Here is a 16,332-nt window from a genome sequence, read left to right as displayed (position 1 = left end):
GCCTACGGCTCGAACTTGTAGCCCAGGCCGCGCACCGTGACGATGTAGCGCGGGGCTGAGGGCTCGGGCTCCACCTTGGAGCGCAGGCGCTTGACGTGGACGTCCAGGGTCTTGGTGTCGCCGACGTAGTCGGCGCCCCAGACCCGGTCGATCAGCTGGCCTCGGGTCAGCACCCGGCCGGCGTTGCGGAGCAGGAGCTCCAGGAGCTCGAACTCCTTCAGTGGGAGCTGCACGCCGGCGCCGTCGACCGTGACCACGTGGCGTTCCACGTCCATCCGGACCGGGCCGGCGGCCAGGGTCGGGGTGGACACCTCGGCTGCCTCGGTGCCCTGGCGGCGCAGCACCGCCCGGATGCGGGCGACCAGCTCGCGCGGGGAGTACGGCTTGGTCACGTAGTCGTCGGCGCCGATCTCGAGGCCGACCACCTTGTCGATCTCGCTGTCCCGGGCGGTGACCATGATGATCGGGACGGCCGAACGCTGCCGCAACTGGCGGCAGACCTCGGTGCCGGACATTTCCGGAAGCATGAGGTCGAGCAGCACGATGTCGGCGCCGGTCCGGTCGAACTGCGTGAGTGCCGAGGTTCCGGTCGGGGCGACCGACACCTCGAAGCCCTCCTTGCGCAGCATGTACGACAGGGCGTCGGAGAACGACTCCTCATCCTCGACCACGAGCACGCGGGCCAATGTGGTTCCTTCCATCTTCCGGTTTCCGGGACTAGCGCCCGGTAACCCCGGACTCGATCTCAATTGCCGCGGGTAACGGCAAGGGGGCTTCGGGGGGTCGCGCCGGCAGGCGCAGGGTGAACGTCGAGCCGTCGCCCAAGGTGCTGGTGACGTCGACGCGGCCACCGTGGTTGGTGGCGATGTGCTTGACGATGGCCAAGCCGAGACCGGTGCCACCGGTCGACCGGGACCTGGCCTGATCGGCACGGTAGAAACGTTCGAAGATCCGGTCGACGTCGTGCGGGGCGATGCCGATGCCCTGGTCGGTGACGTCGATCTCGATCCAGTGCTCGTCCTGGCGCAGGGTGATCGCCACCTTGGTGTCCTCGCCCGAGTACGCGATGGCGTTCTCCACGAGGTTGGTCACCGCGGTGGCCACCTGACTGTCACTGCCGTACACCGTCGCGCCCTTGGGACCGGAGTACAGCACCTCGATGCCCTTGGCCGACGCGGTGGTGCGGGTGCGGTCGACCACCTCGGCGATCACCCAGTCGACGGCGACCGGCTCGGGGGTGGGCAGCGGCTCGGCGCCCTGCAGGCGGGTGAGCTCGAGGAGTTCGTTGACCAGCCGGCCCATCCGGGCCGACTCGTGGTGGATGCGCTCGGCGAACCGGCGGGCCGCGACCAGATCTTCCGTCTGCTCGTCGTCCGGTTTGGCCTCGCTGGCCGGCAGCTCGGTCGCGTCGAGCAGGGCCTCGGCGAGCAGTTGCAGCGCGCCGATCGGGGTCTTCAGCTCGTGGCTGACGTTGGCGACGAAGTCGCGGCGGACCCGGGCGAGCCGGTGCGCCTCGGTGACGTCGGCCGCCTCGATGGCCACGTGGGTCGAGTTGAGCGCGACGGCGCGCAGGTGCAGCCCGAGCGGGGCCGAGGCGCCGCCGGCGCGGCCTCGCGGCAGGTCGAGCTCGACCTCGCGCCGCACGCCGGTGCGGCGCACCTGGCCGGCCAAGGTCCGGAGGATGGGGTGGGCGGCGATCGTGCCGGGCGCGCCACCGGAGCGGAGCAGGCCCATCGCGCGGGCGGCCGGGTTGACCAGCACCGGGTGGTCCTCGGCGTCGAGGACGACCACACCGACACGCAGCGAGTCGAGGCTCTTGCGTCCGAGCCCCTTCATGCCGTGTTTTCCGGTGTGCGGCTCGTCGTCCGTTTCGATGGTGCGTCCCCCCTCGTCCGACCGGGGCCCGGTGGAACCGGCCTGCTCCGGCGTCCTGCGGGCACGGGCGAACACCACCGCACCCGCTACCGCGCCGATGATGAGCGCGACGAGGGCGAGGATGATGCTGTACGCCAAGTCCACGCAGCGATCGTAGGGTCATTGTTTACCTAGGCCCTACGTTCAATCGGACATAACGGGCGCGCGTCGAATAATGTTCACCACTGCGCCCGGCGTCGTTCACCGGTGTTCACGTTCAGGCCGTCCCACCGACCTAGCGTGGGCACCATCAAGGTCATGCCCAGCCCAAACGGCATGACCCCTACCCCCGGGACGAGGACATGCGCGAGGAGTTCCAGGCAGATCTCAACGAGGTCAGCCGCCTGCTGGTGACCATGGCGGAGGCCGTGCGGGCTGCCCTGCGCAAGGCGACCGCCGCTCTGCTCACCGCCGACCTCAAGGCCGCCGAGTCGGTCATCGAACGGGACGTCGAGATCGACAAGATCTACGCACTGGTCGAGTCGAAGGTCGCGGACACCATCGCACGGCAGGCGCCGGTCGCGTCCGACCTGCGCATGGTGATCACGGCTCTGCATATCTCCGCCGACCTCGAGCGGATGGGCGACCTGGCCGAGCACGTGGCCAAGACGGCCAAGCGGCGGCACCCGTCGCCGGCCGTGCCCGCCGAGCTGCGCCCGGTGTTCAAGGGCATGGCCGAGGTGGCCGACCAGATGGCGGAGAAGATCGCCGACCTGCTGGGCAAGCCGGAGGCCGAGGCGGCCGCCGCGCTGGAGACGGCCGACGACGCGATGGACGACCTCGAGCGGGAGCTGTTCAAGGTCCTGCTCAACGACGATTGGCCGTACGGCGCGGAGACCGCGATCGACGGCGCGCTGCTCGGCCGCTTCTACGAGCGGTACGCCGACCACGCCGTGAACGTCGGCGAGCAGCTGGTCTTCCTGGTCACCGGTCAGCCGGTGGACGGCCAGAGCTGACGCTCGGCCGTACGAAAAGGCCGGGACGCCACGGGGGCGTCCCGGCCTTTTCCATAAGAGCTAGCGGCCCTGGTTGGCGACCGCGGCCGCGGCGTCCTTGGCCGCCTGCGGGTCGAGGTAGGTGCCGCCCGGATTGGTCGGACGGAAGTTCTCGTCCAGGTCGTAGCGCAGCGGGAAGCCGGTCGGGATGTTCAGCTTCGCGATCGCCTCGTCGGAGACGCCGTCCAGGTGCTTGACGATCGCGCGCAGCGAGTTGCCGTGCGCCGCGACCAGTACCGTCTTGCCGGCCGCCAGGTCGGGGACGATCTCGTCGTAAAAGTACGGAAGGGCGCGGAGCAGCACGTCCTTGAGGCACTCCGCCTTCGGCATCAGCTCGGGCGGCAGGCCCGCATAACGCGGGTCGCCGAACTGGGCGAACTCCGAGTCGGCCTCGATCGGCGGCGGCGGCACGTCGTACGACCGGCGCCAGAGCATGAACTGCTCCTCGCCGTACGCCTCGAGGGTCTGCTTCTTGTCCTTGCCCTGCAGCGCGCCGTAGTGACGCTCGTTCAGCCGCCAGGAGCGCTTCACCGGGATCCAGTGACGGTCGGCGATGTGCAGGGCGATCTCGCTGGTCCGGATCGCGCGGCGCAGCACGCTGGTGTGCACGACGTCGGGCAGGACGCCGTATTCCTTCAGCTGTTCGCCGCCGCGGCGGGCCTCGTCCTCGCCCTTGGCATCCAGGTCCACGTCGACCCAGCCGGTGAAGAGGTTCTTGGCGTTCCACTCGCTGTTGCCGTGTCGCAGCAGCACCAATGTCCCTGTCATGACCTCCATCCTCCTCCAGCGAAGATCCGCTCGGACGCCGACCCGGCAGTGTCCGGCGCCACGTAGAAACCCCATTGCGCGGACACCTAGGTTGTAAGTGTTGGTCGAGTGGGCGGCACTTACAGGAGGCGACGTGCGCGGTTGGTTTCGGCATGCCACGGGTGGATTGCCCCGGCAATTCTGGTTCCTCTGGACCGGGACGCTGATCAACCGGCTGGGCGCGTTCGTCGTCATCTTCCTGGCGATCTATCTGACCGGCCAGCGGCACTTCAGCCAGAGCCAGGCCGGCCTGGTCATCGGTCTCTACGGGGTCGGTGGCGCGGTCGGCACCACGATCGGCGGCGTGCTGGCCGATCGCTGGGGCCGCCGGCCCACCATGCTCACCGCCCAGTTCGGTGCGGCGGCGTTGATGCTCACGCTCGGTTTCGCGTACGGCTACTGGCAGATCCTCGCCGTGACGTTTCTGCTTGGTGTGTTCACCGAGGCGGTGCGGCCGGCGTTCGCGGCCATGATGGTCGACGTCGTGCCGGAAGAGGACCGGGTCCGGGCGTACTCGCTGAACTACTGGGCGATCAACCTGGGCTTCGCGCTCTCCGCGGTCGGCGCCGGTTTCGCCGCCCGGGCTGATTACCTGCTGCTGTTCGTGGTCGACGCGGGCACCACCCTGATCACCGCGGTGCTCAGCCTGATCCTGCTGGCCGAGACCCGCCCCGCCCACCGGGTGCACCGGTCGGCCGGCGGCGGCCTGGGCGCGGCCCTGCGCGACCGCACCTACCTGCTCTACCTGGTGATCAGCCTCGGCTCGATCGTGGTGATCATGCAGCACTTGTCGACGCTGCCGATCGCGATGGCCGCGGACGGCCTGTCGGCGGCGACGTACGGCTGGGTGATCGCGATCAACGGGGTCCTGATCGTGCTCGGGCAACTGTTCGTCCCCCGGCTGATCGAGGGCCGTGACCGCTCCCGGGTCCTGGCCCTCGCCGCGCTGATCATCGGGGCCGGGTTCGGGCTGGTCGCGTTCGCGAATGCGGCCCGGTTCTTCGCGCTGGCCGTGGTGATCTTCACGCTCGGCGAGATGCTGCAGTCGCCGTCCAACGCGGCGACCGTGGCAGGGCTGTCACCGGCCGCGCTGCGCGGTCGCTACCAGGGCTTGAACTCGCTCAGCTGGTCGGCCGGGGCGGCCCTCGCGCCGATTGCCGGCGGCTTCACCCAGCAGCATCTGGGCGACACCGCGCTGTGGATCGGCTGTTTCGGGCTCAGCGCGCTGGTGGCGCTCGGGCACCTGATCACCGGGCCGCGGCGCGAGCGGCGGATCACCCAGTTGGCGGCCGCGGCGCCCATCATTGCCACATCGGCCGCGCCGACCGCGCTCCCGCCCATGGTGGCTGAGCCGATCGCAGACAGCCGAGTCAATTAAACGCGGCCGAAACGGGCCGGAAACAAAGCACCGGCGGCGGCGGACGACGCCCATCCCCATAGGCGTCGCCCGCACTAACCGCCGGTCTCGGGTCGCGCCGTCCCCCAACGGCATATGCCACCCGTCCCCAAACGCCGACCGCGGCGATCATTGCTGATCAACCAGTTCCCCGAACTAACGGTCAGGCGTCCATTGATTACGCTAGTTGCGGCGGTCAAGCCCCACAAGCCACTTGGCTGTCTGCCATCTGTCTGCACCGTCACAGTCACCAATAAATGACCGATCGGCGGAGCGCCCGGTCAATCTTCTGGCGGTGCGAAGCCCCCACGGCGGCTATTAGTTCACAGTCATTTCACATCTATTGAATCGGGTGACAGCGGGGACAGCCGGGCAGTAATCACCCAATTTCGGGCACGTCCGGGGCCAAATGCTTGAACGCCTGGAGATTGGCCAGCGACTCGCCGCGTTTTACCCGCCACTCCCACTCGCGGCGGATCGACGTGCCGAAGCCGATCTCCAGCATCGTGTCGAAGGACTCGTCGGCGTAGGTGAGAACGGAGCCCAGCAGACGGTCCAACTCATCCTCGTCCACGGATTTCAAGGAGACCCGGCCGGTCAGGTAGACATCGCCGACGGCATCGATCGAAAACGATACGCCGTACATCCGGGCATTGCGCTGCAACAGCCACGCCCACAACTCCTCGCGGCGCTCGTCGGGCTGGCGCATCACGAATGCCTCGATGCGCAGCGCGTGCTCGCCGACGATCAGATTGCAGGCGGTCTTGAGTTTGTGGGTGCCGGGCAGGGTGACGACGTAGGCGCCCGGGCCGGTGGTCTCCCACTCCAGCTCGTGGTCGGTCAGCACTTTTTCGACCAGCGAACTCACCATGCGTACGCCTCCAGCCGGGCGGCGATCATCGCGCGATGCTCGACCACGGCCTCACGGTAGACCCGGAGCAGGCCCTCGGCTGTCCGGTCCCAGGAGAAGCCGGACGCGTGCGCCACCGCGCCCTCGGACAGCGCCGCCCGATGCCGCGGGGCGGCGAGCAGGGAATCCAGCGCGTGCGCCCAGTCGCGCGGGTCGTGCCCGTCGACCAGCATGCCGCTGACCCCGTCGCGAACCGCGGTGACCAGCCCGCCGACCGCGGCCGCCACCACCGGGGTGCCGCACGCCTGGGCCTCGAGCGCGACCAGCCCGAACGACTCGTTGTACGACGGCACCGCGACCAGGTCGGCGCAGCGGTAGAGCGCGGCCAGGTTGTCGCCGGTCTGCGGGGGCAGGAACAGCACGCGGTCGCTGACCCCGAGTGACGCGGCCAGCTCGATCAGCGCCGTCGGGCGGTCGAGGCCGCTCCCGCTCGGGCCGCCGCAGATGACCACGGTCACCGAGGGGTCTTTCAGGAACGGCAGCGCTGAAATGAGCACATTGGGCGCTTTGAGCGGTTGAATGCGGCCCACGAAAGCGACAATCTGCCCGGAAGCTGGAAGGCCGAGACGAGAACGATCAGGTGGGCCGGGACGGAACCGGTCCAGGTCGACCCCGGGCTGGACGACGAACGTACGGTCCGGCGAGGCGTCGTAGCAGGAGATCAGGTCCTGGGCCTCGAAGCGGGTGTTCGCGACGAGCCGGTCGGACTCGGCGACGACCTGCTCCTCGCCGATCAGCCGGGCCTTCGGCTCCGGGCGGTCGCCGGCCGCGAGCCACCGGTTCTTCACCTTGGCCAGGGTGTGCGCGGTGTGCACGTGCGGCACGCCCCAGCGCTCCCGGGCCAGCCAGCCGACCTGGCCGGAGAGCCAGTAGTGCGAGTGGATCAGGTCGTAGCGGCCCGGCGGGTGCGCCGCCTCGGCGCGCAGCACGCCGTTGGCGAACGCGCACAGCTGGGACGGCAGGTCCTCCTTGGCGAGGCCCTCGAACGGACCGGCGGTGACGTGCCGCACCGTGACGCCGGGGGCCATCTCGACCAGCGGGGGCAGATCGCTGCGGGTGGCCCGGGTGAAGATCTCCACCTCGACGCCCAGGCGGGCGAGCCGCTTGGAGACCTCGACGATGTAAACGTTCATGCCGCCGGCGTCACCGGTGCCGGGTTGCTCCAACGGAGACGTATGCACAGAAAGGGTGGCGATTCGCCGTGGAGTCGGCCACTCAACCACAATTTCCTCCCGAAGCTTGTTACGTCTTTGTCAATCTTCCCTGTCCTTGCGCATGCAACCACCATGCAGGCACCCGTGGGTGACTGAAGTCATCGGGGAGGAGGAAAGATAAGGACATGCAGAACATCGCAGTGGTCACGGGCGCGTCGAGCGGGATCGGCGCGGCCACGGCCCGCCGGCTGGCCCGGGAGGGCTACCACGTGGTGGCGGCGGCCCGCCGCGCCGACCGGCTGGAGCAGCTGGTCAAGGAGATCGGGCCGGCGGCTACCGCGGTCGAGTGCGACATCACCGACGACGCCTCGGTGGCGAACCTCGCCACCGTCGTGTCCGGGCTGGGCGGCACGCTCACCCTGCTGGTCAACAACGCGGGCGGGGCGAAAGGGCTCGATCCGGTGTCGACCGGCGCGATCGCCGATTGGCAATGGATGTACGACGTCAACGTCCTCGGCACGCTCCGGGTGACCCAGGCGCTGCTGCCCGCCCTCGATGCGAGCGGCCAGGGGACGATCATCGCGGTCGGCTCGACCGCGGCGTTCACGGTCTACGAGGGTGGCGGCGGATACACGGCGGCCAAGCACGCCCAGACGGCGCTGGTCGGCACGCTGCGGCTCGAGGTGGTCGACCGGAACATCCGGGTCATGGAGATCGACCCGGGCATGGTGCGCACCGACGAATTCTCGCTCAACCGGTTCGACGGCGACCAGGCCAAGGCCGACTCGATCTACGAGGGCGTCAAGGAACCGCTGACCGCGGACGATATCGCCGACTGCATCGCGTTCATGGCCACCCGGCCGCACCACGTCGACATCGACAAGCTCGTGGTGCGCCCGGTCGCCCAGGCCGCCCAGCACAAGGTGCACCGGGAGAAGTAGGTGAGCCGGCCGGTCGGCGCGATCACCCGGGGGACGACCAACCCCAACCGGCTGCGCCGGGTGGACAACTTCATCGCGTACCGCTGCGGCGATCTTCTGGCCGCGGCGGCCGAGCCGCTGGTCATCGACCTCGGGTACGGCGCGACGCCGGTCACCGCGGTGGAGTTGCACGCCCGCCTGGCGGCGGCGGTCCGGGCGGACGTCGCGGTGGTCGGTCTGGAGATCGATCCGGTACGCGTGGAAGCGGCCCGGCCGTACGCGGATCCGCCCGGTCTCGAGTTTCGCCGCGGCGGTTTCGAGCTGGCCGGCCTGCGACCGGTCGTGGTGCGCGCCTTCAACGTGCTGCGGCAGTACGCCGAGCACGAGGTGTACGCGGCTTGGCGGCAGATGACCGCGACCGGCGCGCTGCTCGTCGAGGGCACCTGCGACGAGCTGGGCCGGATCGCGACCTGGGCGGTGGTTTCCGAAGGCAGACCGCTGACTCTCACGCTGTCCGCCCGATTGTCCGATCTGGACCATCCGGCGACGTTCGCCGAGCGGCTGCCCAAGGCGCTGATCCACCGCAACGTCGCGGGTGAGCCGATCCACGAGTTGCTTCGCGCGCTCGGTCGCGCCTGGGAGACCGAGGCGACCCCGTTCGGGCCCCGTCAGCGCTGGTTGGCGACCTGCCGGCGGATGCGGGACGAAGGTCACCCCGTACTCGATGGGCCTCGTCGTTGGAAGTTGGGTGAATTCACGATTCCGTGGCCGGAAGTAGGTCGGGCCGGTCCTCCGCAGCGGACCGGCCCGACCCCAGGGGGTGAGTAAAGATCAGTTCTTCAGCTCGACGTTGAACAGCGGCTCGGCGGCCACCTTACGGAACGCGGTGAGGCTGTCGGCGGTCGAGTCCACCGCAATGTTGCGGTCACCCTCGTTGTCCTGGGCGGTGTCGAAGTACACGACCGCCTTGATCTTCGAGTGCTTGAGCAGCTGCGGGACGACGGTGTTGAACGCGGCCGCCTTGCTCGTCGGGTTGGCGACCCGGTGGTACATGCCCCACTCGGCCACCATGATCGGCTTCTTCGGGTGGTTGGTGGCCGACCAGTCGTAGAACCCGAGGCCGCCGCCGGTCGGCTTCCGGTCGAGCAGGCTGCCGAAGTCGCCGAAGTGGTAGTAGCCCTTCTCGACGCTGACGTAGGAGTCGAGACCGATCCAGTCGACGACGTCGTCACCCGGGTAGAGGTCCTTCCACCAGGACTGGGCCATCCACTTCTCGTTGCCCATGTAGGCCACCACGTTGACCACGTTGGTCACCTTGTCGGCGCGCAGTCGCTCGATGACGTGCCGGTACATGGCCGCGAAATCCTTCGCGGTCATCCCCGAGCTCGCGCCGGTCTGCACGTCGTTCTCCGGCTCGTGGTGCAGGGCCAGGAAGAACTTCTGGGTGCTGTAGTTGGCCTTGACGTAGTTGGCCCACGCGTCGATGCGCGCGTCCTGCTGGCCGGCCGCGACCTTGGCCCAGGTGCTGCCGTAGGCGACCTTCCAGTTGAGCAGCAGGACGCGTGGGTGCGCGGCGTCCCGGGTCATCGCGATCTCGGCCTTGGTCGGGAACTTCTCGTCGCCCTTGTGGTACGTGTGGTAGATCGTCGAGGTGCGGCCGGTCAGGGTCTCCCAGTTCTTGAGCGCGGTGTCGCGCGGGGTGTCGGTGAAGCCGCCGGCCGCCGCTCCCCAGAGGACGCCGCAGTTCGGCACGAGCAGGTTGTCGGTGACGCAGGACTCCGGGACCGGCGCGGCTGTCGGCGCGGCGCTCACCGGCGTGTAGTTCACGACCAGGCGCGGGCCGCCGTCGGCGCCGGACTCGGCGGACCGGAACCGGGTGATCGCCGTGGTCGATGCCGAACGCACGGCGAACGAGTAGGTGCCGGCCTTGGTCACCACCCCGCTCAGGTCGATGGTCACCGACGCGTCGGTGGCTCGCGGCGCCGCCGAGGCGATCGCGGCCGAGCCGACCTGCGGCTGGTTGGCGGAGGTGATCGCGTTCTCGCTCCAGTCGCCGGTCACCGGGTAGACGCTGACCCGGGACTCGTCCGGCTTGCCGTCGTACGGCAGGATCAGCCGGGCGTTGCTGAGGGTAGCGCCGGTCGGGAAGCCGCCGGTCGAGAACTTCACGAACGTCGTGCGGGTCTCGCCGTCGGCGCCGCCGATGACGAGCTTGTCCGCCTCGCCGAAGTTGGTGGTGGTGCGGGTGCTGGAGACGTACGCGTCGTCGCTCGCGAATGCGGTCCGAATCGCTGGTGTCGTGACCGCGGCGCCGGCCTGCCCGGAGGGCAGGAACCCGGCGCTCACCGCCGCTCCGATCGCCGCTGCGCCGATTACCGCCTGCTTGCGCTTCACCTGATGTCTCCCTCGCTGACTTGGTTCGGTCATTGCTTGACCTCACCGTCGGCGGGAGTCGGGTCCCGATTGGTGTAAGAGCGGGTGCAGCACAGGAGCGGACACAATGGATCGGCGGACGACGAAAAACGCCGCCGTCAAGATGACGGCGGCGTTCTCGTGGAGCGGGTGGTTACGGCGCGGCGCCCTCGCTGAGGACCGAACGCAGCGCCTCGATCAGCAACTCGGTGCTGAACGGCTTCTTGACCAGCAACGCGTCCGGCTCGATCAGCCCGTCCGCGACAGCGATCTCCTTGGGCAGTCCGGAAATGTAGACGACCCGCATGCTCGGCCGCAGCTCGGTGGCGGAGCGGGACAGCTCGCCGCCGGAGACGCCGGGCAGGCCCAGGTCGGTGACCAGGATGTCGATCTCACCGGGGTGTTCCTGGCAGACGGTGATCGCCTGCTGCGGGTCGCCGGCGATCAGGGTCGAGAAACCGCGGCGCTCGAGCATCCGCCGCATGATGTCGCGTAGGTCCTCCTCGTCGTCGACGACGAGGACGGTGGGCCGGTTCTCCGCGTCGGGCGCCTGCGACATGGGTCCTCCAGGTTTCGCGGTCGAGTTGGCGAAACTCACGCTATCGGCGCCCGGTTGCACCACCTGGACTTTGCGACATCCCGCTGATCAGCGCTTCTTGGTCGCCGAAGCCGCCGACACGGTGTTGAGGTAACCGGTGAACAGCAGCTTGTCGGGCGAGCCCGCGCCGGGGTTGCGCACCAGGCCGGTCGAGGCGTGTCCGACCAGGTCGTCGCGGACCTGAGCGGCGGTCCAGTCCGGGTGCGCGCCGAGCACCAGCGCGGCCGCGCCGGCCACGTGCGGGCTCGCCATCGAGGTGCCACTCATCGTCTTGGTCGCGGTGTTCGAGCCGTTGGAAGCCGACACGATTCGGGCGCCGGGCGCGAAGATGTCGAGACAGGACCCGTAGTTCGAGAAGGACGCACGGGTGTCCTTCTCATCGGTAGCGCCCACCGTGATCACGGCCGGGGCATGGGCCGGCGACTGCTTGCACGCGTCCCGGTGGTCGTTGCCGGCCGCCACCGCGTAGACGACACCACTGGCCATCGAGCGGGTGACCGCGTCGTCGAGTGCCTTACTGGTGGTGCCACCGAGACTCATGTTCGCCACCGCCGGTTTCTGCGCGTGCTCGGTGACCCAGTTGACCCCGGCGATGATGTCCGAATACGACCCGCTGCCCTTGCAACCGAGCACCCGGACGGCGACCAGCTTGACGTCCTTGGCCACGCCGTAAGTGGCGCCGCCGATCGTGCCGGCCACGTGGGTGCCGTGGCCGCTGCAGTCCTGGGCCACGGCGTCGTCGTCGACGAAGTCCCAGCCGTTGACGGCCCGGCCACCGAACTCCTTGTGCGTCACCCGGACACCGCCGTCCAGCACGTACGCGGTGACATTGGCGGCCGAGGGCGCCGCGAACGACTTCGACAGGGGCAGTGTTTGCTGGTCGAGCCGGTCGAGGCCCCACGTGACGCGGGAGGCGGCCGGGGCGACCGTCGCGTCCTGCTCGACGTATCGCACGGACGGGTCGGCGGCGAGCCGGGCGGCCTGGGCGGCGGTCATCCGGGCGTGGAAACCGTGGACGGCCGGGTAGTTGTCGGCCACCCGTCCGCCGTACCGCTGCATCAGTGCAGCCGGACCGGCGCCGGCCTTGAGCATGACGAGGTAGCTGTTGCCGATGGCGTCGGCGGAGCCGGCGGCGAGGATCGGGCCGACCGGAGTGACCGAGGTCACTGGCTGCGCAAATGCCGCGGCGGTGGGGCCGAGTGAGGCGACCAGGGCCCCCATGAGCAGGGCAAAGCGGGTGGTGAGACGGCCGGTGTCGATACGCAAGCTGTTTCCTCTCGGGTTGGCTTCGGTCCACTCGTTGGGGGAGACAGGCATGCCGAAGGCTGCTGAGGGGAAATGCTGAGAGGCGTCCCCGGGGTCCCGGGGACCCGGTCGGGTGTCTTTCCGGAGCACCGATTCCGCCCAGCGCGGACGCCCTTGAAGTGCCGAGGGAAAGAGCTAAGGCTGTGTAGTGGAGGGCCGATCTACCCGCTGTACCGCTGCACACCGCCACCGAGCAAGGAGAGCGATATGACCAGCCTGCTGTCGCCCGAGACCACCACTGTTCCCTCGATGACCGACCGCTGTGACCGCTGCAGCGCGGCCGCGCGGCTGGTGGTCACCCTCACCAGCGGCGGCGAGCTTGCCTTCTGCGGGCACCACGCGAACCGGCACCGGGACGACATCATTCGGGTCGGCGAGCGCATTCAGCTCGAAGATGGTTTTGAGTGGGCAGGTAAGTAATCTCCTAATACAAAAGCCGCGTTATGCTCATTTCCTCGTATCTGAGGGGCTTATGTGCAAATCGCAGCTAATGACGTGGGCAGGCTCTCCCGGCTGATCGCCGGTTGCGCCGGGTTTGCGGGCGCCGTCACCGGCGTCGCGACCATGCTCACCACAGCTCGAAGCGGGCCGCCGGATCTCGATCCGGCGGCCGCTCTCGTTCCGGCCGGCATCGCCCTGCTTCTGCAGGTGCTGCCGGCCGGGCGGGTCGTGCGGGCCGCCGCCCTCCTGCTGGCCGTCGTGGCCGCCGTGCTCGGCGCGCTGTCGCTGCACCGGCATCCGGCGGCCGGCGCCGCCGCCCTGCTCGCCGGGCTCGGCCTGGCCTGCCTCGACGTCCGCCTCGCCCGCTCGCCGGGACACGTCCGCCTCCGGGTCGCCGACCCCCTGGTCGCCGGCGCGGCCATCATCGCGCTGGCCGCCCTGGTGCCGAGGATGATCGAGGGTCCGCATCCCGGCGCCCTGATGCCGCCGCCGATGGCCGGCGCACTTCTCGCCATCGCCCTGGGTGCGGTGCTCGCCCGGCCGGAGAGCGGGCCGGAGGCCGGGCCAATGCCGGCCGCGCACCCGTCCGTTCGCCGGATGCTTCCCGCGCTGATCGCCGTGCCGGCCGTTGCCGCCCTGGTCAGCGCCCTCGCCGCCCGCACCGGTGTAGGCCGGCCGGCCGCCGCGATCAGCACCGGGGCGATCCTCGCCGCCCTCGCGCTGCTCGGCCTCGCCGGATACCTCGTGCGGACCCTCGACAACGCCGACCGTGAGCTGAACGACCGGCAGGAGTTCGCGGCGACCCTGCTGCAGTCGATGAACGAAGCCGTCATGGTGCTCGACGCCAACTATCAGGTGATCGACGTCAACCGGCGCTGGCGGGAGCTCACCGGGCACGGGCCGGACGAGCCGATCCGGTTGGACCCGCCGCCGGTGCCGCCGGCCGGCGGCGGCGACTGGCTGATGCCCCGGGTCGACGGCAGCGAGGTGCCGGTGCTGGCCACCATCGCGACGATCCCGGACGCCGACGGGGCGCCCCGCGCGTACGTGGCGACCTACGTCGACATCGCCGACCGGAAGAAGGCGGAGGAGTCGCTCGGCGAGCAGAACACCGAGCTGCGCGAGGCCAACAGCCGGCTGGAGACCGCCCTTACCTTCAAGAACGACCTGACGTCGATGCTCACCCACGACGTCGCGCAGCCGATCAGCTCGATCGCCAGCCTGGCCGAACTGCTCCGGGCCGACTGGGCCGACCTGCCCGACGACATCCGGCTCGAGCTGGCCACGAAGATCGACAAGAACACCCAGCGGCTGATCAAGATGATGAACGACCTGCAGCTGCTGTTCCGGCTGGACACCGGATCGGTCACCGCACGGCAGGCGCCGGTGCCGCTCGCCGAGGTGGTGCAGGCGGCCGCCGGCCCGGGCATCGAGGTCGAGATCGACGACGACCTGGCCGCGCTGGCCGACCGGGGGCATCTGACCGTGGTGGTCCAAAATCTGATCAAGAACGCCTTGGCGTACGGGAATCCGCCGGTGCGGTTGATCGGGTCGCGCCGCGGCGATCAGGTGGAACTCGTCGTGCAGGACAGCGGACCGGGCATCCCGCCGGAGTTGGTGCCGACCGTTTTCGGGCGGTTCATGCGCGGCGCCGGGCTCGGGCTGTTCATCGTCCGGCACCTGGTCGAAGCGAACGGCGGAACTATCCGGTACGAGCCGGTCGAGCCCCGCGGCGCGCGTTTCATCGTGACGCTGGAGTCGGCGCCGATCTGATTCGTTTATCGGAAAGGGGGCCCTCCGCGCGGAGGGCCCCCTTTTCACCGTGGCTCGATCACATGTCGTGGGCCGAGCCTCGATCCTCTTCGTTGATCATGCCGTCCCCCCAGGTGTCCTTGTGGGTGGTGCGACCACCCATCGGCGCGGTGCCGGCCGCGCCACCGCTGATCGAGCCGCCCTTGGCGATCCGGCGGCCCGGGGCCAGCACGTCGTCGAGGTCGTGCTCGCTGGTGATGCCGGGCGCGGTAGTGATGTCCACATTGGTGCCGAGATTGTGGCGCGGCAGGCTGGTCCGGGCGGCGTTGCTCTGCTCCGCCGCGCTCGTTCCCCACCCGGCGCCCGGGTGCACGTTGCGGTTGTCGCGGATTCGGGCCGCCACCGCGGCCGGGCTCGCGTTCGCCGACAGCATCTTGGTGCTGGCCCCCGGCAGCGGCCGCTTCGGCGACGGGCGGGTCCCGCTCAGCGGCTTCGGCCGGCCGCCCAGCACGCCGCTCTCCACCAGGCCCTTGAACGTGGTCAGGTCTTCTTTGAGCCGCCTGGTCAGCGAGGCCTGGCCATGCCGATCACTCGGCATGAGGAACGCGATGTCCGCCTCGAGCTGCGCGACGACCTGTGTCTTCATCTCGCCCAGCGGGCGCAGCGTGAGCGTCTCGGCGAGCAGCGGCCCCTCTGTGGTCGCCCAGGAGACCCGCTCGTCCATGGAACGCTCGATGATCCGCGCGTCGAACTCGCGCCGCTTCCCGTCGACCTCCATGATCCAGTGTGTCTGGTCGAGGCCGATCGGGGTGACCTCGTGGACGCCGCTCATGAATCGCGGGTAGTTCTCGAACGCGGCAAGTTGCTCGTACACCGTATGCAGCGGTGCACTCACCTCGATGGCCTGCTGAACCACACTCATCGCATCTCTCCCATGCCTCGGATGCTTCAACCAGCATGATCGAGCGTACGGAGACGGCTACTGATCGTGTTCGTTTTCGGTCAGACCCGGCGCAGGTACTGCCAGTGGCCGACCTCGGCCGCGTACCGGGCGTCACTCGCGGGAACCAGCGTCACCCGGGCCGCGCGCAGGTGCGCCACGATCCGCGCCGACGGGCACCGCCACGCCTCGCTGACCTCGACGATCGTGCCGCTCTCCCGGCAGGCGCCGGCGAGCGCGTCCACCATGTCCGGGGTGATCGCGGCGTCGTCCAGGCCGACCTGGGCGAACAGGCTGAGCGGGCGGGCCAGCTGGGTGGGGGCATAGCGGGAGGCGCGCTCGAGACCACGCACGGTGGCGGTGATCAGGCCCTCGGCGACCTGCTCGGCGGTCAGTTCGCCGGTGGACAGCAGCACGCGCACCTCGCGCGGGCCGAGCAGTCCGCCATCCATCATCGGCAGGCGGGAGACGGCGACCGAGAGGGCCTCGAGGTGACCGAGGTCGGCGGGCAGCGACAGCCAGCCGTCCGGCTGCACGACCTCGACCTCGGCGGCCACCCGGAGGGTCATCTCGGTGCGCGACTGCGCCCGGCGCACCGCGTCGGCGTACGCCGGCAGCCAGGTGGTTTCCGGGCCGGCCTGGTCGGCGAAGGTGAGCGCGGTGAGCCCGGCCCGGTCGGCGGCCGAGACGACCACGCCGACGCTGTCGCGACCGGCCGCGAACCCGGTGTGCACGTGTGCGTCCACCGTGAGGTCCAGCGCGTCGATCACTGCTTCTGCGCCCACTAT

At 69.6% G+C, this 16,332-nt stretch carries 16 protein-coding genes; 6 read left to right on the top strand and 10 right to left on the bottom strand.

Features of this window, described 5'->3' with window-relative positions; all coding sequences use genetic code 11:
* Positions 1 to 2 precede the first annotated feature (2 nt).
* Positions 3 to 686, bottom strand: coding sequence for a response regulator transcription factor (locus AB0E90_RS18615; RefSeq protein WP_020512993.1), 684 nt, complete (start codon positions 684 to 686; stop codon positions 3 to 5).
* A 31-nt stretch (positions 687 to 717) separates the two neighbouring features.
* Positions 718 to 2,013 (bottom strand): ATP-binding protein, encoded by a 1,296-nt coding sequence (locus tag AB0E90_RS18610; protein ID WP_360406606.1) that lies wholly within the window; start codon positions 2,011 to 2,013, stop codon positions 718 to 720.
* Between the two features lie 203 nt (positions 2,014 to 2,216).
* Between AB0E90_RS18610 and phoU the strand changes: the two genes are divergently transcribed.
* A complete protein-coding gene (phoU, locus tag AB0E90_RS18605) occupies positions 2,217 to 2,870 on the top strand; it encodes a phosphate signaling complex protein PhoU (RefSeq protein ID WP_360406455.1) in 654 nt (217 codons plus the stop codon).
* Between the two features lie 60 nt (positions 2,871 to 2,930).
* Here phoU and AB0E90_RS18600 read toward each other — a convergent pair whose 3' ends face one another.
* A complete protein-coding gene (locus AB0E90_RS18600; protein ID WP_360406452.1) occupies positions 2,931 to 3,677 on the bottom strand; it encodes a phosphoglyceromutase in 747 nt (248 codons plus the stop codon).
* A 133-nt stretch (positions 3,678 to 3,810) separates the two neighbouring features.
* Between AB0E90_RS18600 and AB0E90_RS18595 the strand changes: the two genes are divergently transcribed.
* Positions 3,811 to 5,094: an MFS transporter gene (locus tag AB0E90_RS18595; RefSeq protein WP_360406449.1), complete on the top strand. Its 1,284-nt coding sequence runs from the start codon at positions 3,811 to 3,813 to the stop codon at positions 5,092 to 5,094.
* Positions 5,095 to 5,491: 397 nt separating this feature from the next.
* On the opposite strand, the gene AB0E90_RS18590 is transcribed toward AB0E90_RS18595, so the two are convergent.
* Both AB0E90_RS18590 and mshA read right to left on the bottom strand, forming a co-directional pair.
* A complete protein-coding gene (locus AB0E90_RS18590) occupies positions 5,492 to 5,983 on the bottom strand; it encodes a YbjN domain-containing protein (protein WP_360406446.1) in 492 nt (163 codons plus the stop codon).
* Entirely contained in the window at positions 5,977 to 7,248 is a 1,272-nt protein-coding gene (gene mshA / locus AB0E90_RS18585) for a D-inositol-3-phosphate glycosyltransferase (RefSeq protein WP_360406603.1), read from the bottom strand. Before mshA ends, AB0E90_RS18590 begins: the two co-directional genes overlap by 7 nt.
* Before the next feature lie 113 nt (positions 7,249 to 7,361).
* On the opposite strand from mshA, the gene AB0E90_RS18580 reads away from it, so the two are divergent.
* Both AB0E90_RS18580 and AB0E90_RS18575 read left to right on the top strand, forming a co-directional pair.
* Positions 7,362 to 8,117, top strand: a complete 756-nt coding sequence (locus tag AB0E90_RS18580; protein ID WP_360406443.1) for an SDR family NAD(P)-dependent oxidoreductase — start codon at positions 7,362 to 7,364, stop codon at positions 8,115 to 8,117.
* The gene (locus tag AB0E90_RS18575) at positions 8,118 to 8,924 is read left to right on the top strand and encodes a class I SAM-dependent methyltransferase (RefSeq protein ID WP_360406440.1); all 807 of its coding nucleotides are present in this window, start codon (positions 8,118 to 8,120) and stop codon (positions 8,922 to 8,924) included.
* Positions 8,925 to 8,927: 3 nt separating this feature from the next.
* Here the strand turns inward: AB0E90_RS18575 and AB0E90_RS18570 are convergent, their stop codons facing one another.
* From AB0E90_RS18570 to AB0E90_RS18560, 3 genes are all read right to left on the bottom strand, one after another.
* Positions 8,928 to 10,490 (bottom strand): DNRLRE domain-containing protein, encoded by a 1,563-nt coding sequence (locus AB0E90_RS18570; RefSeq protein ID WP_360406437.1) that lies wholly within the window; start codon positions 10,488 to 10,490, stop codon positions 8,928 to 8,930.
* Between the two features lie 172 nt (positions 10,491 to 10,662).
* Positions 10,663 to 11,067 carry a response regulator gene (locus tag AB0E90_RS18565; protein ID WP_360406434.1) on the bottom strand — a complete coding sequence of 135 codons (405 nt, stop codon included), beginning with the start codon at positions 11,065 to 11,067 and terminating at the stop codon, positions 10,663 to 10,665.
* Positions 11,068 to 11,154: 87 nt separating this feature from the next.
* Complete coding sequence (locus AB0E90_RS18560) at positions 11,155 to 12,372, bottom strand: S8 family peptidase (RefSeq protein ID WP_360406431.1); 1,218 nt, start codon at positions 12,370 to 12,372, stop codon at positions 11,155 to 11,157.
* Positions 12,373 to 12,618: 246 nt separating this feature from the next.
* Between AB0E90_RS18560 and AB0E90_RS18555 the strand changes: the two genes are divergently transcribed.
* The gene (locus AB0E90_RS18555) at positions 12,619 to 12,831 is read left to right on the top strand and encodes a hypothetical protein (protein ID WP_360406428.1); all 213 of its coding nucleotides are present in this window, start codon (positions 12,619 to 12,621) and stop codon (positions 12,829 to 12,831) included.
* Positions 12,832 to 12,885: 54 nt separating this feature from the next.
* The gene (locus AB0E90_RS18550) at positions 12,886 to 14,625 is read left to right on the top strand and encodes a PAS domain-containing sensor histidine kinase (protein WP_360406425.1); all 1,740 of its coding nucleotides are present in this window, start codon (positions 12,886 to 12,888) and stop codon (positions 14,623 to 14,625) included.
* Between the two features lie 58 nt (positions 14,626 to 14,683).
* Here the strand turns inward: AB0E90_RS18550 and AB0E90_RS18545 are convergent, their stop codons facing one another.
* Both AB0E90_RS18545 and AB0E90_RS18540 read right to left on the bottom strand, forming a co-directional pair.
* Positions 14,684 to 15,526: an SRPBCC family protein gene (locus AB0E90_RS18545; RefSeq protein WP_360406422.1), complete on the bottom strand. Its 843-nt coding sequence runs from the start codon at positions 15,524 to 15,526 to the stop codon at positions 14,684 to 14,686.
* An 80-nt stretch (positions 15,527 to 15,606) separates the two neighbouring features.
* On the bottom strand, positions 15,607 to 16,329 hold the full coding sequence (locus tag AB0E90_RS18540; protein ID WP_360406419.1) for a hydrolase: 723 nt from the start codon (positions 16,327 to 16,329) through the stop codon (positions 15,607 to 15,609).
* Positions 16,330 to 16,332 lie beyond the last annotated feature (3 nt).

Source organism: Actinoplanes sp. NPDC026619, from assembly GCF_040638295.1.
Taxonomy (GTDB): Bacteria; Actinomycetota; Actinomycetes; order Mycobacteriales; family Micromonosporaceae; genus Actinoplanes.
This window is presented reverse-complemented; position numbering and strand designations above follow the sequence as displayed.

What these genes read in the sequence shown, in the direction of transcription:
- phoU (WP_360406455.1), top strand. Translation starts at nt 2,217, where the DNA reads ATGCGCGAGGAGTTCCAGGCAGATCTCAACGAGGTCAGCCGCCTGCTG.
- AB0E90_RS18565 (WP_360406434.1), bottom strand. Translation starts at nt 11,067, where the DNA reads ATGTCGCAGGCGCCCGACGCGGAGAACCGGCCCACCGTCCTCGTCGTC.
- AB0E90_RS18545 (WP_360406422.1), bottom strand. Translation starts at nt 15,526, where the DNA reads ATGAGTGTGGTTCAGCAGGCCATCGAGGTGAGTGCACCGCTGCATACG.
- AB0E90_RS18580 (WP_360406443.1), top strand. Translation starts at nt 7,362, where the DNA reads ATGCAGAACATCGCAGTGGTCACGGGCGCGTCGAGCGGGATCGGCGCG.
- AB0E90_RS18590 (WP_360406446.1), bottom strand. Translation starts at nt 5,983, where the DNA reads ATGGTGAGTTCGCTGGTCGAAAAAGTGCTGACCGACCACGAGCTGGAG.
- AB0E90_RS18555 (WP_360406428.1), top strand. Translation starts at nt 12,619, where the DNA reads ATGACCAGCCTGCTGTCGCCCGAGACCACCACTGTTCCCTCGATGACC.
- AB0E90_RS18600 (WP_360406452.1), bottom strand. Translation starts at nt 3,677, where the DNA reads ATGACAGGGACATTGGTGCTGCTGCGACACGGCAACAGCGAGTGGAAC.